A 15,283-nucleotide genomic window follows, 5' to 3' on the forward strand; every position below is an offset into this window, starting at 1 on the left:
AGGGACCGGCTGTTTGAGCGGAGCGAGCCGCAGGTGAGCGAAGCGAGTTGGGCCCGCCCCGACTTCCGAGCACCGCAGGGGAGTCTTGAGGGCGTCCGCCCTCAAGACCTCCGGACTCACACCCCCAAACCCGCCGGCATGCCTCACCTTCGCTGCGGACCTCGGTCCTACGGTCTTTGCCCTGCGCCCCGACCGCGACCGAGACCCCGACCGCCACCGCAAGCGAAAAAAAAGGGCAGCGATGCTGCCCTTTCGGTAGTGTCAGCAGAGGGAAGCGCATCGCCCCCCATGATGCTCTTACTTCGACGCCAGCCGCGTCCAGGTCTCGATGACGGTATCCGGGTTCAAGGAGATGGACACGATGCCCTCCTCCGCCAGCCAGTCGGCGAAGTCCGGATGGTCGCTGGGGCCCTGACCGCAGATACCGACGTACTTGCCGGTTGCACGGCAAGCGGCAATGGCGCGCGAGATCAGCGCCTTCACGGCAGGGTCACGTTCATCAAAGTCGCCCGACAGCAGCTCCAGACCCGAATCCCGATCCAGACCCAGGGTCAGCTGGGTCAGGTCGTTGGAGCCAATCGACATGCCGTCGAAATGCTCCAGGAACTTCTCGGCCAGGATGGCGTTGCTCGGCACCTCGCACATCATGATGACGCGCAGATCGTCCTTGCCACCGGCAGCAGCACGCTTGAGGCCTCGCTCGGCCAGCATGGCCACCACCTTCTCCGCCTGCGTCACGGTCCGCACGAACGGCACCATGATCTCGACGTTGGTCAGGCCCATGTCATGGCGCACCCGCTTCAGGGCCTCGCACTCCATGGCGAACGCGTCCGAGAACTCGCCGCTGATGTAGCGCGACGCACCACGGAAACCCAGCATCGGGTTCTCTTCGTCCGGCTCGTAGCGCGAGCCGCCGATGAGCTTGCGGTACTCATTGCTCTTGAAGTCAGACAGGCGCACGATGACCGGCTGCGGCCAGAACGCCGCCGCGATGGTGGCAATGCCTTCGGCCAGCTTGTCGACATAGAAGGCACGCGGCGAAGCATGACCCCGCGCCACCGATTCGACCGCCTTCTTCAGGTCGCTGTCGACATTCGGATAGTCGAGGATCGCCTTCGGATGCACGCCGATGTTGTTGTTGATGATGAACTCGAGACGCGCCAGCCCCACGCCGCTGTTGGGCATCTGCGCGAAGTTGAAAGCCAGCTGCGGATTGCCGACGTTCATCATGATCTTGACCTGGCAGTACGGCAGCTCACCCCGATGGACTTCGCTGACCTCCGTCTCCAGCAGGCCGTCGTAGATGTAGCCGGTGTCGCCTTCCGAGCAAGCCACGGTGACCAGTTGGCCATCCTTGAGCTTGTCGGTTGCGTCACCGCAGCCCACCACGGCAGGAATGCCCAGCTCACGCGCGATGATGGCGGCGTGGCAGGTGCGGCCACCGCGGTTGGTGATGATGGCGCTGGCCCGCTTCATCACCGGCTCCCAGTTGGGATCGGTCATGTCGGTGACCAGCACGTCACCCGGCTGCACCCGCTCCATTTCTGCCACGCTCTCGACCAGCCGAACCGGACCAGTCCCAATCTTCTGGCCAATCGCCCGGCCCTCGACCAACACAGTGCCCTGGCCCTTGAGCTTGTAGCGCTGCTCAACCTGGCCTTCGGACTGGCTCTTCACCGTCTCCGGACGCGCCTGAAGGATGTACAGCTGGCCATCCTGGCCGTCCTTGCCCCATTCGATGTCCATCGGGCGGCCGTAATGCTGCTCGATGATCAGGGCGTAACGCGACAGCTGGATCACATCCTCATCGGTCAGAGAATAGCGATTGCGCTGCTCGACTTCCACATCCACCGTCTTGACCAGCTTGCCGCTGGCCGCCTTCTCCTCCGGCGTGGAGAAGGTCATCTGGATCAGCTTGGAGCCCAGGTTGCGGCGGATGATGGGGAACTTGCCGCGCGTCAGCGCCGGCTTGTGCACGTAGAACTCGTCCGGGTTCACGGCGCCCTGCACCACCGTTTCGCCCAAACCGTAGCTGGAGGTGATGAACACCACATCCTTGAAACCGGATTCGGTGTCGATGGTGAACATCACGCCGGCCGCGCCCAGATCGGAGCGAACCATGCGCTGCACACCGGCCGACAGAGCCACATCGCTGTGAGCAAAGCCCTTGTGGACGCGATAGCTGATGGCGCGGTCGTTATAGAGGGAGGCAAACACCTCCTTCATCTTGTGCAGGACATCTTCGATGCCCACCACGTTCAGGAAGGTTTCCTGCTGACCGGCAAAGGACGCATCCGGCAGGTCTTCCGCAGTGGCGGAAGACCGCACGGCAAACGAAGCGTCCGGCTGGCCTTCGGTCACACGGGCGAACTCCGCCCGAATGGCCGCTTCCAGATCCTGCGGGAACGGCTGGGCTTCCACCCAACCGCGAATCTGCGCACCCGCTTCCGCCAGGGCACGCACGTCGTCGGTATTGAGGTCAGCCAGGCGCTTCTGGATGCGGGCATCCAGGCCTTCGTACTTGAGGAACTCACGGAAGGCATGGGCCGTCGTGGCGAAGCCGCCAGGCACCCGCACGCCGGCATCCGCCAGTTGCGAAATCATCTCGCCGAGCGAGGCGTTCTTGCCGCCGACCGACTCGACGTCGGTCATCCTCAGTTTCTCGAAGGGTACAACCAGGGCGGTCGCCTCGAAGCGTGCATCAGACATGGGAAAACTCCGTGATGTTGGAAAACTGGGGCCCCGGGGCCGTGAGGCATGTCCTGCCGGGAAGCGTCATGCGCAGGGACGCGCTTGCGGGCAGGAAAGCGGGCAGGTAAGCGGGCACAAAGGCGGGCTGCACATTGGGCTGCAAACGCAGCAGACAGAACGGCGCGCGCGACAGGTTTTGTCGATTCTTGTGGGCGTCGCAGCGGGGCGTTCATGATGGGCAGGGGCAAGTTGCGGACGATTCTACGGGTTCGCGCCTCTATGATGTAAACCCCGGTTCGGGGACTGCGCGCAACCGGTCCGGCCCTTTTGGGCATGTGACGTGCCCGCAACCCCAGGCGGTTTTTCCTTTCCGCTTCCCTTTCCGCGTCCGTTTCCGCGTCCCTTCCCACCACCCGTCCGCCCCCCGGCGGCACCTCGCCAGTCAGGCTCGCCATGACCCAGCACACCGTCTATTTCGTCTCGGATGGCACCGGCATCACTGCTGAAACCTTCGGTAACTCCATCCTGGCCCAGTTTTCGGTCAAAGCCCGGCATGTGCGGCGGCCGTTCGTGGACAACGCCGAGAAAGCGCACCAACTGGTCAAGGAGATCAACGAGACCGGCGTGCGCGAGGGCCAGCGGCCCGTGGTGTTCGCCACCCTGGTGAACCGAGAGGTGCTCAACGTGGTGCGCCAGCACTGCGAAGGCCTGGTGCTGGACATGTTCGGCACCTTCATCGCCCCGCTGGAAGACGAGTTCCGGGTGAAGTCCAACCACCGGGTCGGCCGGTTCTCGGATGTGGCCAAGAGCCAGGAATATCACGACCGGATCGAGGCGATCAACTTCTCGCTGGCCCATGACGACGGCCAGTCCGCCCGCAACCTGGATTCAGCCGACGTGATCCTGGTGGGCGTGAGCCGCTGCGGCAAGACGCCGACCTCGCTCTACCTCGCCATGCAGCACGGCATCAAGGCGGCCAACTATCCGCTGATCCCGGAAGACTTCGATCGCGGCGCCCTGCCCTCGCTGCTGGTGCCCCACCGGAAGAAGTGCTTTGGCCTGACCATCGACCCCGAGCGCCTGGCCCAGGTACGCAACGAGCGCCGTCCCGGCAGCAAGTATGCGGACCTGATGAACTGCCACTACGAGGTGCGTGAGGCGGAGACGATGATGAAGAAGGCCGGCATCTCGTGGCTGTCGTCCACCCACAAGTCGATCGAGGAAATCGCCACCACCATCCTGCGGGACATCCGGCCGGACCGGTTGATGTACTGACGCTTGCGAGTTCAGCCCTGACGCGTCAGGCGGCGACGGGCCGATTCATAGAGGCAGATCGACGCCGCACTCGCCACGTTCAGCGACTCCTCGCCGCCCGGCTGCGGAATGCCGATGCGCAGGGCGCAGCGCGCCATCAGCGCCTCATCCACGCCCTGCCCTTCGTGGCCCATCACCCATGCGCAGGGCGACGGCAGTTCCGCTTCATGCAGCAGCGCATCGGTGTGGGAGCTGGTGGCCAGCAAGGGCACCTTCAGGCCGTCCAGGTCGGACACGCTCAGCCCTTCCACCAGCCGCAGCCCGAAATGCGCCCCCATGCCGGCGCGCAGCACCTTGGGGGACCACAGCGCCGCCGTGCCCTTGAGCGCCAGCACCTGCCGAAAGCCCAGGGCAGCCGCGCTGCGCAGGATGGTGCCGACATTGCCCGCATCCTGCAGACGGTCCAGCACCACCGAATCCGCCTGCGGCTCGATGCGCAGCGGCGGCGGCAGTTGCAGGTCAAAACCGATCTGCGCCGGCGACTCCAGCCCCGACACCGTCTTGAACAGCGCCGGCGACACCACCAGCACCTTGCTGGCCTGGTCTGCCAGCGCCCGCAGTGATTCGTCTGCGGCGGCCACATCGGTGATCAGCGCCAGCGCCGGCCGCAAGCCGCGCTGCAGCGCGGCGCGTGCCAGATGGTCCCCTTCCAGCCAGACGCCGCCCATCTTGCGATAGGCCGTCGCGTCCTGCGCCAGCTTGCGCAAGCGCTGCAGTTGCGGGTTGTCGCGGGCGCTGATGGGATGCCAGACGGGGCCGGTGGTCATTCTGGGTCGACCCTGGAAGTGAAGGAAGAGGAAATGGTGGCGGACAGCGTGGCGCTGGCGGCGGTGCGGACCACCGTCGTGCTGTGTATCGTGGAGGTGGAGGTGGAGGTGGAGGTGGAAGTGGTGGCGGTGGCGAGCGTGCTCACCGACACCGTCTCCAGGCACATGCGCACCGGCGCGAAGCTGGTGCGATGCCAGGGGCTGGCCCCATGCAGCCGCAGCGCTTCCAGATGCTCGGGCGTGCCGTAGCCCTTGTGATTGTCAAAGCCGTATTGCGGGTGGGCATGATGCATCTGCAGGCACATGCGGTCCCGATGCACCTTGGCCAGGATGCTGGCCGCCGAGATGGCCGGCACCAGCGCATCGCCCTTGACGATGGCCTCTGCCGGAATGCGCAGCACCGGCAGCCGGTTGCCGTCCACCTTCACCTGGGCCGGCGTCAGGCGCAGCCCTTCCACCGCCCGGCGCATGGCCAGCAAGGTGGCCTGCAGGATGTTGATGCGGTCGATCTCTTCCACCGTCGCTTCGGCAATGCAGAAGCACAGGGCCTTGGCGCGGATCTCGTCGTAGAGCTGCTCGCGCTTTTTCTCGCTCAGCACCTTGGAGTCGTTCAGGCCCTTGATGGGCTGCATGTCGTCCAGGATCACCGCCGCAGCCACCACCGGGCCCGCCAGCGGCCCGCGGCCCGCTTCGTCCACGCCCGCCAGCAGGCCTTCGCGCTGCCAGTCCAGACCGAGTTGCTCAGGCGCCGAGGATTTGCGCGATCGCATCGCCCGCCCTTTGCGCAGTGTTGCAGCGCAGCGTCTCGTGGATCTCGATGAAGCGCTGGCGCAGCCGCTCACGACGCGGCGCGTCGTCCAGCCAGGCCAGGCCTTCACGGGCGATGGTCTCGCCCGTGCAGTCGTCCTGCAGGCACTCCGGCACCAGCGTCTCGCGGGCCAGCACATTGGGCAGCCCCACCCAGGGCAGCAGCGCCTTGCCCTTCATCCGCCAGGCATTGAACCAGTGCAGCTTGTAGGCAATGACCATCGGCCGCTTGAACAGCGCGGCCTCCAGCGTGGCCGTGCCGCTGGCAACGAGGGTCAGGTCGCAGGCGGCCAGCGCCTCATGCGCCTGGCCGTCCAGCAGTTGCAGGTCCAGGCCTTGTCCGTGCTCGCGCACCAGGGCCTCGGCCAGTTCGCGCACACCCGGCGCCGCCGGCACGATGAAGCGCAGTCCGGGGCGCTGCGCCGCCATGCGGCGGGCGGCATCCAGCAGCGGGGGGAAGATGTAGTTCAGCTCGCTGCGGCGGCTGCCCGGCAGCACGGCCACCACCGTGGCCTCCGGCGCCAGGCCGAGGTGGGCACGTGCCTCGTCCCGCGGCGGCTCCATCGGAATCTTGTCCGCCAGCGGATGGCCGACATAGGTGGCGCCGATGCCATGCCGCTGCAGCAGTTCCGGCTCGAAGGGGAACAGGCACAGCACGTGGTCCGCACTGCGCTGGATGGTGTGCACCCGCTCCGCCCGCCAGGCCCAGATGGACGGGCAGACGAAGTGGATGGTCTTGATGCCGGCCTCGCGCAGTCGCTGCTCCAGGCCGAAGTTGAAGTCGGGGGCATCCACGCCCACGAAGGCGGACGGGCGCTCCTGGATCAACCGGTCCCCCAGCTGACGCCGGATGGCCAGCAGCTCACGGATGTTCTTGATCGCGTCCCAATATCCGAAGATGGACAGCTTGTGGCTCGGCCACCAGGCCTGAAAGCCCAGCGCCTGCATCTTGGGTCCGCCGATGCCGGCGCTGGTCAGTCCCGGCCAGCGTGCCTGCAGGGCCTGCAGCAGCAGGCTGGCCAGCAGATCCCCGGAGGCCTCGCCGGCCACCAGGCCCAGTCGAGGGTCCGTGATCCTGCTCATGTCAGCGTACGAGTCCGCGCTTGGCCGCCGCGAGGAAGTCCAGCATCAACTGGACATCGGCCACCGTGTCGGCAGCCTGGTCGGCCTTGAGCGCTTCGATCTGCTGCACCGACTGCTCCAGCGTCAGGCCATCCCGGAACAGCAGCTTGTGCATCTGGCGGATGATGCCGATGCGCTCGTTGCTGAAGCCCCGGCGCCGCAGGCCGGTCAGGTTGACGGCACGCACCGTCAGCGGATTGCCATCGACCGTCATGTAGGGCGCAACGTCCTGCGCCACATGGCCCTGGAAGCCAATCATCGCGTGCGCGCCGATGTGCACGAACTGATGCACACCAGTCAGGCCGCCGATGGTGGCCCAGTCGCCCACATGCACATGGCCGGCCAGCGTCGCATTGTTGGCCAGCACGCAGTGGTCGCCGACCACCACGTCATGGGCCAGATGCACATAGGCCATGATCCAGTTGTCCGACCCGACCCGCGTCACCCCCTGCTCCTTGAAGGTGCCGGTGTTGAAGGTGCAGAACTCGCGGATGGTGTTGCGGTCCCCAATCACCAGCTCGGTCACCTCGCCGCCGTGGCTCATGTCCTGCGGCATCGCGCCGATGGAGGCGAACTGGTAGATGTGGTTGTCGCGGCCGATGGTGGTGCGTCCTTCCACCACGGTGTGCGGACCGATCCGCGTGCCGGCGCCGATGCGCACCTGCGGACCGATGACCGCGTACGGGCCGATCTCGACCCCCTCATCGATCTGGGCCTTGGGGTCAACCAGCGCAGTGGCGTGAATCTTGGCCATGGTCGGCGTTCAGCAGTCCAGACGGCGCATGGTGCACATCAGGCCGGCTTCGGCCACGATGTCCTGGCCCACCAGGGCCTTGGCGCCAAACTTGTAGATACCGGCCTTGGCCCGCTCCAGCGTGACATCCAGCAGCAGTTGGTCACCCGGCTCCACCGGACGCTTGAAACGCGCGCCGTCGATGCCGGCGAAGTACACGACATGGTTCTCGTCCAGCGAGAAGTCGTAGCTCTGCACCGCCAGCAGCGTGGCCGCCTGGGCCAGCGCTTCCAGGATGAGCACGCCCGGCATGACCGGACGATGCGGGAAGTGGCCCTGGAAGAACGGCTCGTTGATGCTGACGTTCTTCAGTGCACGGATGCGCACGCCCTTCTCCACTTCCAGCACCCGGTCCACCAGCAGGATGGGATAGCGGTGCGGCAGCTTCGCCAGGATGCCGTGGATGTCGATTTTGCTGCTCTCGTTCATGTCGTCTTTTTCTCAAGGGCTCGCACACGCTGGCGCAGCTCATAGAGCCCGCGCAGCGCGGCGGCATTTTTCTGCCAGGATGCGGCGTCCTCGAAGGGCCACATGCCGGCGTAGGCGCCGGGCTTGTCGATGCTGTTGCTGATGTTGGCCGTGGGGCCGATCTGCACACCGTCAGTGATCTTGATGTGCCCATTGATTCGGGCCGCGCCTGCAACAATGCAATTGGCACCGATTTCTGCACTGCCGGCAATGGCCACGGCACCGGCGATGGCGGTGCCCGCGCCGATCTTCACGTTGTGGGCAATCTGAACGAGGTTGTCGATGATCACGCGGTCCGCGATGACGGTGTCACCCAACGCGCCGCGGTCGATGCAGGTGTTGGCGCCGATCTCCACGTCATCCCCGATGCGCACCGCGCCGAGCTGCTCGATCTTGACCCAGCGCATGCCGGACTCGCCCTTGGTCGGCGCAAAACCGAACCCATCCGCACCGATCACCGCGCCGCTGTGGATCAGCGACCGTGCACCCACGGTGCAATCAAAGCCCAGCACCACACGAGGCTCCAGGCGGGCGCCCTCGCCCACCACCGCATGATGTTCCACCACGGTGTGAGCGCCGATGCGGGCGCCATCGCCGATGCGGGCGCCGGATTCGATGACCGCGAACGGGCCGATGTCCACGCCGGCGCCAAGATGGGCATCCGGCGCAACGCTCGCCGTCGGATGCACCGACGGCGCCGGACGCGCTGCACGCATGTGCTGCACCCACCATTGGGTCAGGTGGGCGAAATACAGGTAGGGGTCGGGCGTGACGATGCAGCTGGCCACCTGGCCGTCGCCGCGGCGGGCCGCAGCGGCGTCCTGCGCGGCCGGTGACACGATGACGCAACCGGCCTGCGTGGTCGCCAATTGGGCGGCGTACTTCGGGTTGGAGAGAAAGGAAATGGCGTCCGGACCGGCTTCGTCCAGCGGCGCGATGCGCTGGATGGCCGTGTCTGACGCACCAACAGAAACGCCGCCCAAGGCGGCGATCAGGTCGGAGACCGAGACCGATGTCATGCTGATTGCCTCATGCAGAACGCATTACAAAACGCATTACTTCTGCGCGTTGAGGGTGTCGATCACCTTCTTGGTGATGTCCACCCGCGCGCTCGCATGAACCGCGTCCTGCACGATCAGGTCGTATTTGTCCTGCTCGTAGATCTGCTTGATGACCTTGTTGGCCTTCTCGATCACGGAGGACAACTCTTCGTTCTTGCGCTGGGCCACGTCTTCGTTGAATTCGCGGCGCTTGCGCTGCAGGTCACGGTCCTGCTCGATGAGTTCGCGTTGGCGGCGACTGCGTTCGGACTCGGTCAGGGCCGGACCGTCTTTGTCCAGCTTCTCGGCCGCAGCGCGCAGCTTGCCTTCCTGCTCCAGCAGGTTCTTCTCGCGACGGCTGAACTCCGCCTGCAGCTTGGCTTCCGACGCCTTGGCCAGATTGGTCTCGCGAAGAATCCGCTCACTGTTGACGTAGCCGATCTTCAGTTCCTGCGCCTGGGCAGCCAAAGCCGTGGCTGCCGTCAGGGCGACGGCGGCCACCATCTTCAACAGCGTGCTCTTCATCAGAATGACGTCCCGATCTGGAATTGGAATCGCTCGATTCTATCCGTCCGCTGCTTCCGGATCGGTGTGCCGTAACTCAGGCGCAGCGGACCCATGGGAGACAGCCAGCTGATGCCCACGCCGGCAGCGGCACGGGTCTCGCTGAAATTCAGCTTTTCGTCGGTGCCCCAGACATTGCCGACGTCGAAGAAGCCGAACAGACGGAAGCTCTTGTCGTTGCCGGCGCCGGGCACCGGCACGTACAGCTCGGTGTTCAGGTTGAACTTGCGGTTGCCGCCGGTGTAGGAACCGGTGATGTCCACCGGACCCAGCGTTCCGGATTCGAACACCCGCACCGAGCCCAGGCCACCGCCGTAGAAGTTCTTGAAGATGGGATAAGGACGCCCCATCAGGCCTTCACCCCAGGCCACTTCGCCGTTGACCATCAGCGAGAACTTGCGGCCCAGCGGGATGAACTGCTGGTACTGGAAGTTGGCGATGGCGTAGCGCGAGTCGCCCACCACGCTGGTTTCCAGGTTGACCCGCTTCATCGTGCCCGCGGTCGGGGTGATGACGCTGTCGCGGTTGTCGGCCTTCCAGCCGATGGTCAGCGGGATGGACAGGGCCGAGCCGCCGAAGGCCTGCTGGAACAGCAGATAACTGTTGGGCAGACCCTTGGAGGTGGTGATGCGGGTGTTCTCGGCGCCGATGCCGAAGAACACCGTGTCTTCCTCGGAGAAGGGCACGCCGAACTTGACCGAGCCGCCGTAGGACGCCAGTTCGTACTGCTCGCCCAGGTTGTTGATCGGCTTGACGGTGCGGTAGAACACGTCCACCGCGCGGGAGATGCCGTCCACGGTGAAGTACGGGTCCACCGTCGAGACCCCCAGCGAGCGGCCGGTGCTGGCCGTGTTCAGCTGAATGCCCAGGTAGTTGCCGGAGCCGAAGACGTTTTCCTGGGAGATCGAGCCCGACAGCGACAGCTTGCTGGCGCTCGAATAACCGGCACCGATCTGGATGTTGCCGGTGGGACGCTCGGTCACGGTCAGGGTGACGTCGACCTGGTCCGGGGAGCCGGGGACTTCGGAGGTGTCGATGGTGACATCCTTGAAGTAGCCCAGGCGCTCGACGCGGTCGCGGGACGCCTTGATGCGCGCGCCGTCGTACCAGGCGGATTCGAACTGGCGGAATTCACGGCGGATGACTTCGTCGCGGGTGCGGGTGTTGCCCGAGACCAGCACGCGGCGCACATAGACGCGGCGCTGCGGTTCGCCCACGAAGGTCACCACCACCTGGCCGGTGGCGCGGTCGATTTCCGGACGGCTTTCCACCCGTGCAAAGGCGTAGCCGAAGGTGCCGTAGAGGTCCTGGAAATTGCGGGTGGTCTGGGCCACGGCTTCGCCCTGGTAGGGCTGGCCGGCCTTGAGCGCGATCAGGCGCTTGAATTCCTCGTCACGGCCGAGGAACTCGCCTTCCATCTTGATGGCGCTGACCGTGTAGGGCTGGCCTTCGCTCACCGTGATGGCAATGCTGATGCTTTGCTTGTCCGGCGAAATGGTGACCTGGGTGGACTCGACGTTGAACTCGAGATAACCGCGGTTCAGGTAGTAGCTGCGGATGGTTTCCAGGTCCGCATTCAGCTTGGCGCGGGAATAACGGTCGGTCTTGGTGTACCAGGTGAGCCAGCCGCTGGTGGTCTGCTCCAGCAGGCCCAGCAGCGTGCTCTCGCTGAAGACCTTGCTGCCCAGGATGCGGATCTCGGCGATCTTGGCCGGCTCGCCTTCGGTCACCTGGAAGCTGACGTTGACGCGGTTGCGCTCGATCGGGGTGATGGTGGTCGTCACCTCCGCGCCGTAGAGGCTGCGGGTCAGATACTGACGCTTGAGTTCCTGCTCGGCGCGGTCGGCCAGCGCCTTGTCGAAGGGCTTGCCTTCACCGATGCCAACGTCCTTGAGCGACTTGGTCAGGGCCTCGGTGTCGAATTCCTTCAGACCCACGAAGTTCACGTTCGCGATGATCGGACGTTCCTCGATCACCACCACCACCGCGTCGGTGTCGATGTTGATGCGCACGTCCTTGAAGAGGCCGGTGGCAAACAGGGCGCGCAGGGCGGCGGCGCCCTTTTCGTCGTTGTAGGTGTCGCCGATGCGGAAGGGCAGCGCGGCGAACACCGTGCCGGGGTCGGTCCGTTGCAGGCCTTCGACGCGGATGTCCTTGAGGACGAAGGGCTCGACGGCCCAGGCGGCACCCGCGTGCATCGCGGCGGCCAGCACCGCCAGTTGGATCACTTGGGGGCGCATTGGCTCAGGCAGGAATCGGGACATGCGGAAGTTTCAGTGCGGACCCGCTGACGGGTCAGATCGTTGAAAAGGGCCAGACTCATCATCAGCAGCAGGACGGTAATACCTACGCGTTCCAGCAACCTGCGCCACCGCTCGGAGACTGGGCGGCCACTCAGACCCTCGAAAAGATAATACATCAGGTGTCCGCCATCGAGCATCGGCACCGGCAGCAGGTTCAGCACGCCAAGACTCACGCTGACACTGGCCAGAAAACCCAGGAATGCTGCGGCTCCCAGGCGTGCGGACTGACCTGCGTAGTCTGCAATGGTGATGAAGCTGCTGAGATTCTTTACCGAGGCTTCACCGGTGAGCATGCGCCACAGCGTCTTGAGCGAATGGGTGCTGAACTGCCAGGTGCGGGTCAGTCCTTGCTGGACCGCTTCCATCGGCCCGTAGTGCACCGTCACCAGCGCGGGTGTTCCGCCGAAGCCCACCCCGATGCGTGGGATGAATTGCCCGTTCGCCCCCTCCAGACGGGGGGTGACGACGGTCTCGATGGACTCGCCGCCGCGCTGCACCACCAGACGCATCGGCTGCACGCAGCCCTCCACCAGCGACTGGCGCACCGCCTGCTGGAAGGCGGACAGGTCCGCGATGGCGCGGTCATTGACCGAGATCACACGGTCACCCGCGCGCAGGTTCGCGGCCTGGGCGGGGCTGTCGGGCTGGATGGCCCCCAGCACCGGTTCCATCCAGACGCCTCCCAGGCCGATGCGGCGCAGGTTGTCGGCATCGAGGTCGCGGCTGCCCAAGGCGTCGGTGTCCAGCTTGACCTGTCGGGCGCTGTGGCCCTCGCCCTGGCTCACGCTCAGGTACAGCGGCCGGCGGTCGCCGACGGCACGCGCCAGCTGCCAGGTGACATCGGGCATGCCGCGCACGTCCTGCCAGTCCTGCCCGTCGTCGGACCAGGCCTGCACCCGATCCCCCGCGCGCAGTCCCGCGGCATCGGCCAGGCTGCCGCTCTGCGGCGAGCCGAGCACCGCCACGGGCTCCTCCTGCCCCACCATGCCCGCCGCCGCAAACAGCAGCACCGCCAGCACGAGATTGGCCATCGGCCCGGCCAGCACGATGGCCGAGCGTTGCCAGAGGGATTTCTGGTTCAGGGATTCATGAAGCCGGTCCGGCGGCACGGCGTCGAAGCGGTCGTCCAGCAGCCGGACGTATCCGCCCAGCGGCAGCAGGCTCAGCACGAACTCGGTCCCGTCCGCGCCGCGTTTCCAGCGCCCCAGCACCGGCCCGAAGCCCAGCGAAAACCGCAGCACCTTCACGCCGCAGGCACGGGCCATGCGGTAGTGGCCCCACTCGTGGAAGATGATGAGCACCCCAAGGGTGACCACGAAAGCGAGCAGGGTGGTGGGCATCAGTGCTGGCTCGACAAACGCTGGATCTGGCTCTGCGCATGACGCCGCGCGCGCGCATCCAGCGCCAGCAGGCCTTCGACACTATCGACCTCGCCGGACTGGGGCTGCACCTCATCGAGCGCCAGCCGGTTGACCTGGCAGATCTGGTCGAAGCGCAGGCCGCGGCTGAGGAAGGCGGCCACCGCTTCTTCGTTGGCGGCATTGAGCACCGCCGTGCTGCCCTCGGCCGAGCGCAGCGCCCGCCAGGACAGATGCAGACCGGGGAAACGGCGTTCGTCCGCGTCCTCGAAGCTCAGGCCGGAGGTGGCCAGCAGGTCCAGGCGGCTGGCGCCGGAGGTGATGCGTTCGGGGAAGGACAGGCCGTAGGCGATGGGCACCCGCATGTCCGGCGTGCCGAGCTGGGCCAGCACGGAGTTGTCGCGGCAGACCACCATCGAATGGATGATGCTCTGCGGGTGAATGATCACCTTCACCTGCTCCGGCTGGAGGTTGAACAGCCAGCGCGCCTCGATGACCTCGAGCGCCTTGTTCATCATGGTGGCCGAGTCCACCGAGATCTTGCGACCCATCACCCAGTTGGGATGGGCACAGGCCTGGTCGGGCGTGACGTCGGCCAGCGTGGCCGGATCCCGCTGGCGGAACGGGCCCCCGGAGGCAGTCAGCACGATGTGGTCGATGCGTTCATGCCAGGTGGTCCGGTCTTCCGGCAGGCACTGGAAGATGGCCGAGTGTTCCGAATCGATCGGCAGCAGCGTGGCACCGCCCTGCTCCACCGCCCGCATGAACAGCGCGCCGCCCAGCACGATGGCTTCCTTGTTGGCCAGCAGCAGCCGCTTGCCGGCGCGCGCAGCCGCCATGGCCGGCGCCAAGCCGGCCGCGCCGACGATGGCGGCCATCACCGCATCCACATCCGGATGGGCGGCAATGTCAGACAGCGCCTGCAGGCCTTCCAGCACCTCGGTGCGGGCGCCGGCCTCGGACAGACGCTGGCGCAGGTCGGCGGCCAGGCGCGCGTCGGGCAGCACGGCGAAACGGGGTTGATGGGTCAGGCACTGCGCCAGCAGTTCGTCCACCCGGCTCATGGCCGAGAGGGCAAAGACCCGGTAGCGATCCGGATGACGGGCGATGACATCGAGGGTGTTGGTGCCGATGGATCCGGTGGATCCCAGCACACACACCTGCTGCGGACGAAGGGAGGAAGCAGTCATCACAGAACCATCACAGCGAACTCAGGGCCATGGCCAGCGGCAGCACCGGCAGCAAGGCATCCACACGGTCCAGCACACCGCCGTGGCCAGGCAGCAGCTGACTGCTGTCCTTGGCCCCGGCCGCCCGCTTGACCAGCGATTCAAACAGGTCGCCCACCACACTCATGGCGGTCAGGAACACCACCGCCAGCAGGGAGAGCCAACCCAGACGCTTCACCAGGATCTGATACAGGCTGGGGCCGTCCACCGGCAGATGCGTGTCGATGCCATGCACCCACACGGCCGCCATCACGACCACGCCGAACAGCCCGCCCAGCGCGCCTTCCCAGCTCTTGCCCGGGCTGATGGCCGGCGCCAGCTTGCGTCGGCCGAACAGCTTGCCAAAGATGTAGGCGGCAATGTCGGCCATCCACACCAGGCACATGGCCGACAGCAGGAAATTGATGCCGCGGGCGCGGGCGCTGATGAGGGCCAGCCAGGCTGCCCACAGGAGCACGGCCCCCAGCAGCAGGCGCAGACCCACCGGCAGGGTCGGCCAGCCGGCCACGCCCGTCTTGAGCGCCTGCGCGCCGCCCAGCACCCACAGCCCGCCCACGATCCACCAGCACCAGGCCGGCAGCGCAAAACCCACCGCATTCACCGCATACAGGCACACGCCGCAGGCCGCGGCCAGCGCCGCCCCGAAGGCCAGGGCCGGCGCGCCCGGGCGTCCGTTCAGCCGGGACCACTCCCAGCCGCCGGCGGCGATCATCACCAGCGTCAGCAGGGCAAAGGGCAGCGGCGTGGACGCAAACAGCGCCGGCAGCAGCAGGGCAAGCAGCACAAGCGCTGTGATGATGCGGGGCAACAGCATGGACTCGGACCTT

At 66.1% G+C, this 15,283-nt stretch carries 13 protein-coding genes; 1 reads left to right on the forward strand and 12 read right to left on the reverse strand.

Annotated features, from left to right (window positions below; all coding sequences use genetic code 11):
• Nucleotides 1-297: 297 nt before the first annotated feature.
• A complete protein-coding gene (ppsA, locus tag DES44_RS22795; protein ID WP_058934367.1) occupies nt 298-2,709 on the reverse strand; it encodes a phosphoenolpyruvate synthase in 2,412 nt (803 codons plus the stop codon).
• Nucleotides 2,710-3,144: 435 nt separating this feature from the next.
• On the opposite strand from ppsA, the gene ppsR reads away from it, so the two are divergent.
• Nucleotides 3,145-3,966 (forward strand): posphoenolpyruvate synthetase regulatory kinase/phosphorylase PpsR, encoded by an 822-nt coding sequence (gene ppsR, locus DES44_RS22800; RefSeq protein WP_058934366.1) that lies wholly within the window; start codon nt 3,145-3,147, stop codon nt 3,964-3,966.
• 11 nt (nt 3,967-3,977) lie between these two features.
• Here the strand turns inward: ppsR and DES44_RS22805 are convergent, their stop codons facing one another.
• Genes DES44_RS22805 through DES44_RS22855 form a run of 11 tightly spaced genes read right to left on the reverse strand, consistent with a single transcriptional unit; the run spans nt 3,978 to nt 15,270 of the window.
• Nucleotides 3,978-4,772, reverse strand: coding sequence for a TrmH family RNA methyltransferase (locus DES44_RS22805; RefSeq protein ID WP_058934365.1), 795 nt, complete (start codon nt 4,770-4,772; stop codon nt 3,978-3,980).
• On the reverse strand, nt 4,769-5,542 hold the full coding sequence (gene rnhB / locus DES44_RS22810) for a ribonuclease HII (protein WP_058934364.1): 774 nt from the start codon (nt 5,540-5,542) through the stop codon (nt 4,769-4,771). The genes DES44_RS22805 and rnhB overlap by 4 nt, the downstream gene beginning before the upstream one ends.
• Entirely contained in the window at nt 5,514-6,662 is a 1,149-nt protein-coding gene (gene lpxB, locus DES44_RS22815; protein WP_058934363.1) for a lipid-A-disaccharide synthase, read from the reverse strand. Before lpxB ends, rnhB begins: the two co-directional genes overlap by 29 nt.
• Nucleotide 6,663: 1 nt before the next feature.
• Nucleotides 6,664-7,455 carry an acyl-ACP--UDP-N-acetylglucosamine O-acyltransferase gene (gene lpxA, locus DES44_RS22820; RefSeq protein WP_058934362.1) on the reverse strand — a complete coding sequence of 264 codons (792 nt, stop codon included), beginning with the start codon at nt 7,453-7,455 and terminating at the stop codon, nt 6,664-6,666.
• Nucleotides 7,456-7,464: 9 nt separating this feature from the next.
• Nucleotides 7,465-7,923 (reverse strand): 3-hydroxyacyl-ACP dehydratase FabZ, encoded by a 459-nt coding sequence (fabZ, locus tag DES44_RS22825; RefSeq protein ID WP_058934361.1) that lies wholly within the window; start codon nt 7,921-7,923, stop codon nt 7,465-7,467.
• Nucleotides 7,920-8,981 (reverse strand): UDP-3-O-(3-hydroxymyristoyl)glucosamine N-acyltransferase, encoded by a 1,062-nt coding sequence (lpxD, locus tag DES44_RS22830; RefSeq protein WP_058934360.1) that lies wholly within the window; start codon nt 8,979-8,981, stop codon nt 7,920-7,922. The genes fabZ and lpxD overlap by 4 nt, the downstream gene beginning before the upstream one ends.
• A gap of 36 nt (nt 8,982-9,017) precedes the next feature.
• Nucleotides 9,018-9,527 carry an OmpH/Skp family outer membrane protein gene (locus DES44_RS22835; protein ID WP_058934359.1) on the reverse strand — a complete coding sequence of 170 codons (510 nt, stop codon included), beginning with the start codon at nt 9,525-9,527 and terminating at the stop codon, nt 9,018-9,020.
• Nucleotides 9,527-11,830 (reverse strand): outer membrane protein assembly factor BamA, encoded by a 2,304-nt coding sequence (bamA, locus tag DES44_RS22840; RefSeq protein ID WP_375137570.1) that lies wholly within the window; start codon nt 11,828-11,830, stop codon nt 9,527-9,529. The genes DES44_RS22835 and bamA overlap by 1 nt, the downstream gene beginning before the upstream one ends.
• Nucleotides 11,791-13,209 (reverse strand): RIP metalloprotease RseP, encoded by a 1,419-nt coding sequence (gene rseP / locus DES44_RS22845; protein WP_083525430.1) that lies wholly within the window; start codon nt 13,207-13,209, stop codon nt 11,791-11,793. The genes bamA and rseP overlap by 40 nt, the downstream gene beginning before the upstream one ends.
• Nucleotides 13,209-14,417, reverse strand: coding sequence for a 1-deoxy-D-xylulose-5-phosphate reductoisomerase (ispC, locus tag DES44_RS22850; protein WP_058934357.1), 1,209 nt, complete (start codon nt 14,415-14,417; stop codon nt 13,209-13,211). Before ispC ends, rseP begins: the two co-directional genes overlap by 1 nt.
• A 10-nt stretch (nt 14,418-14,427) precedes the next feature.
• Nucleotides 14,428-15,270: a phosphatidate cytidylyltransferase gene (locus tag DES44_RS22855; RefSeq protein WP_058934356.1), complete on the reverse strand. Its 843-nt coding sequence runs from the start codon at nt 15,268-15,270 to the stop codon at nt 14,428-14,430.
• Nucleotides 15,271-15,283 lie beyond the last annotated feature (13 nt).

Source organism: Roseateles depolymerans (assembly GCF_003387155.1).
In the GTDB taxonomy this organism is placed as follows: domain Bacteria; phylum Pseudomonadota; class Gammaproteobacteria; order Burkholderiales; family Burkholderiaceae_C; genus Roseateles; species Roseateles depolymerans.

Coding starts and splice junctions, on each gene's coding strand:
- ppsA (WP_058934367.1), bottom strand. CDS start 2,709: ATGTCTGATGCACGCTTCGAGGCGACCGCCCTGGTTGTACCCTTCGAG.
- ppsR (WP_058934366.1), top strand. CDS start 3,145: ATGACCCAGCACACCGTCTATTTCGTCTCGGATGGCACCGGCATCACT.
- DES44_RS22805 (WP_058934365.1), bottom strand. CDS start 4,772: ATGACCACCGGCCCCGTCTGGCATCCCATCAGCGCCCGCGACAACCCG.
- rnhB (WP_058934364.1), bottom strand. CDS start 5,542: ATGCGATCGCGCAAATCCTCGGCGCCTGAGCAACTCGGTCTGGACTGG.
- lpxB (WP_058934363.1), bottom strand. CDS start 6,662: ATGAGCAGGATCACGGACCCTCGACTGGGCCTGGTGGCCGGCGAGGCC.
- lpxA (WP_058934362.1), bottom strand. CDS start 7,455: ATGGCCAAGATTCACGCCACTGCGCTGGTTGACCCCAAGGCCCAGATC.
- fabZ (WP_058934361.1), bottom strand. CDS start 7,923: ATGAACGAGAGCAGCAAAATCGACATCCACGGCATCCTGGCGAAGCTG.
- lpxD (WP_058934360.1), bottom strand. CDS start 8,981: ATGACATCGGTCTCGGTCTCCGACCTGATCGCCGCCTTGGGCGGCGTT.
- DES44_RS22835 (WP_058934359.1), bottom strand. CDS start 9,527: ATGAAGAGCACGCTGTTGAAGATGGTGGCCGCCGTCGCCCTGACGGCA.
- bamA (WP_375137570.1), bottom strand. CDS start 11,830: ATGTCCCGATTCCTGCCTGAGCCAATGCGCCCCCAAGTGATCCAACTG.
- rseP (WP_083525430.1), bottom strand. CDS start 13,209: ATGCCCACCACCCTGCTCGCTTTCGTGGTCACCCTTGGGGTGCTCATC.
- ispC (WP_058934357.1), bottom strand. CDS start 14,417: ATGACTGCTTCCTCCCTTCGTCCGCAGCAGGTGTGTGTGCTGGGATCC.
- DES44_RS22855 (WP_058934356.1), bottom strand. CDS start 15,270: ATGCTGTTGCCCCGCATCATCACAGCGCTTGTGCTGCTTGCCCTGCTG.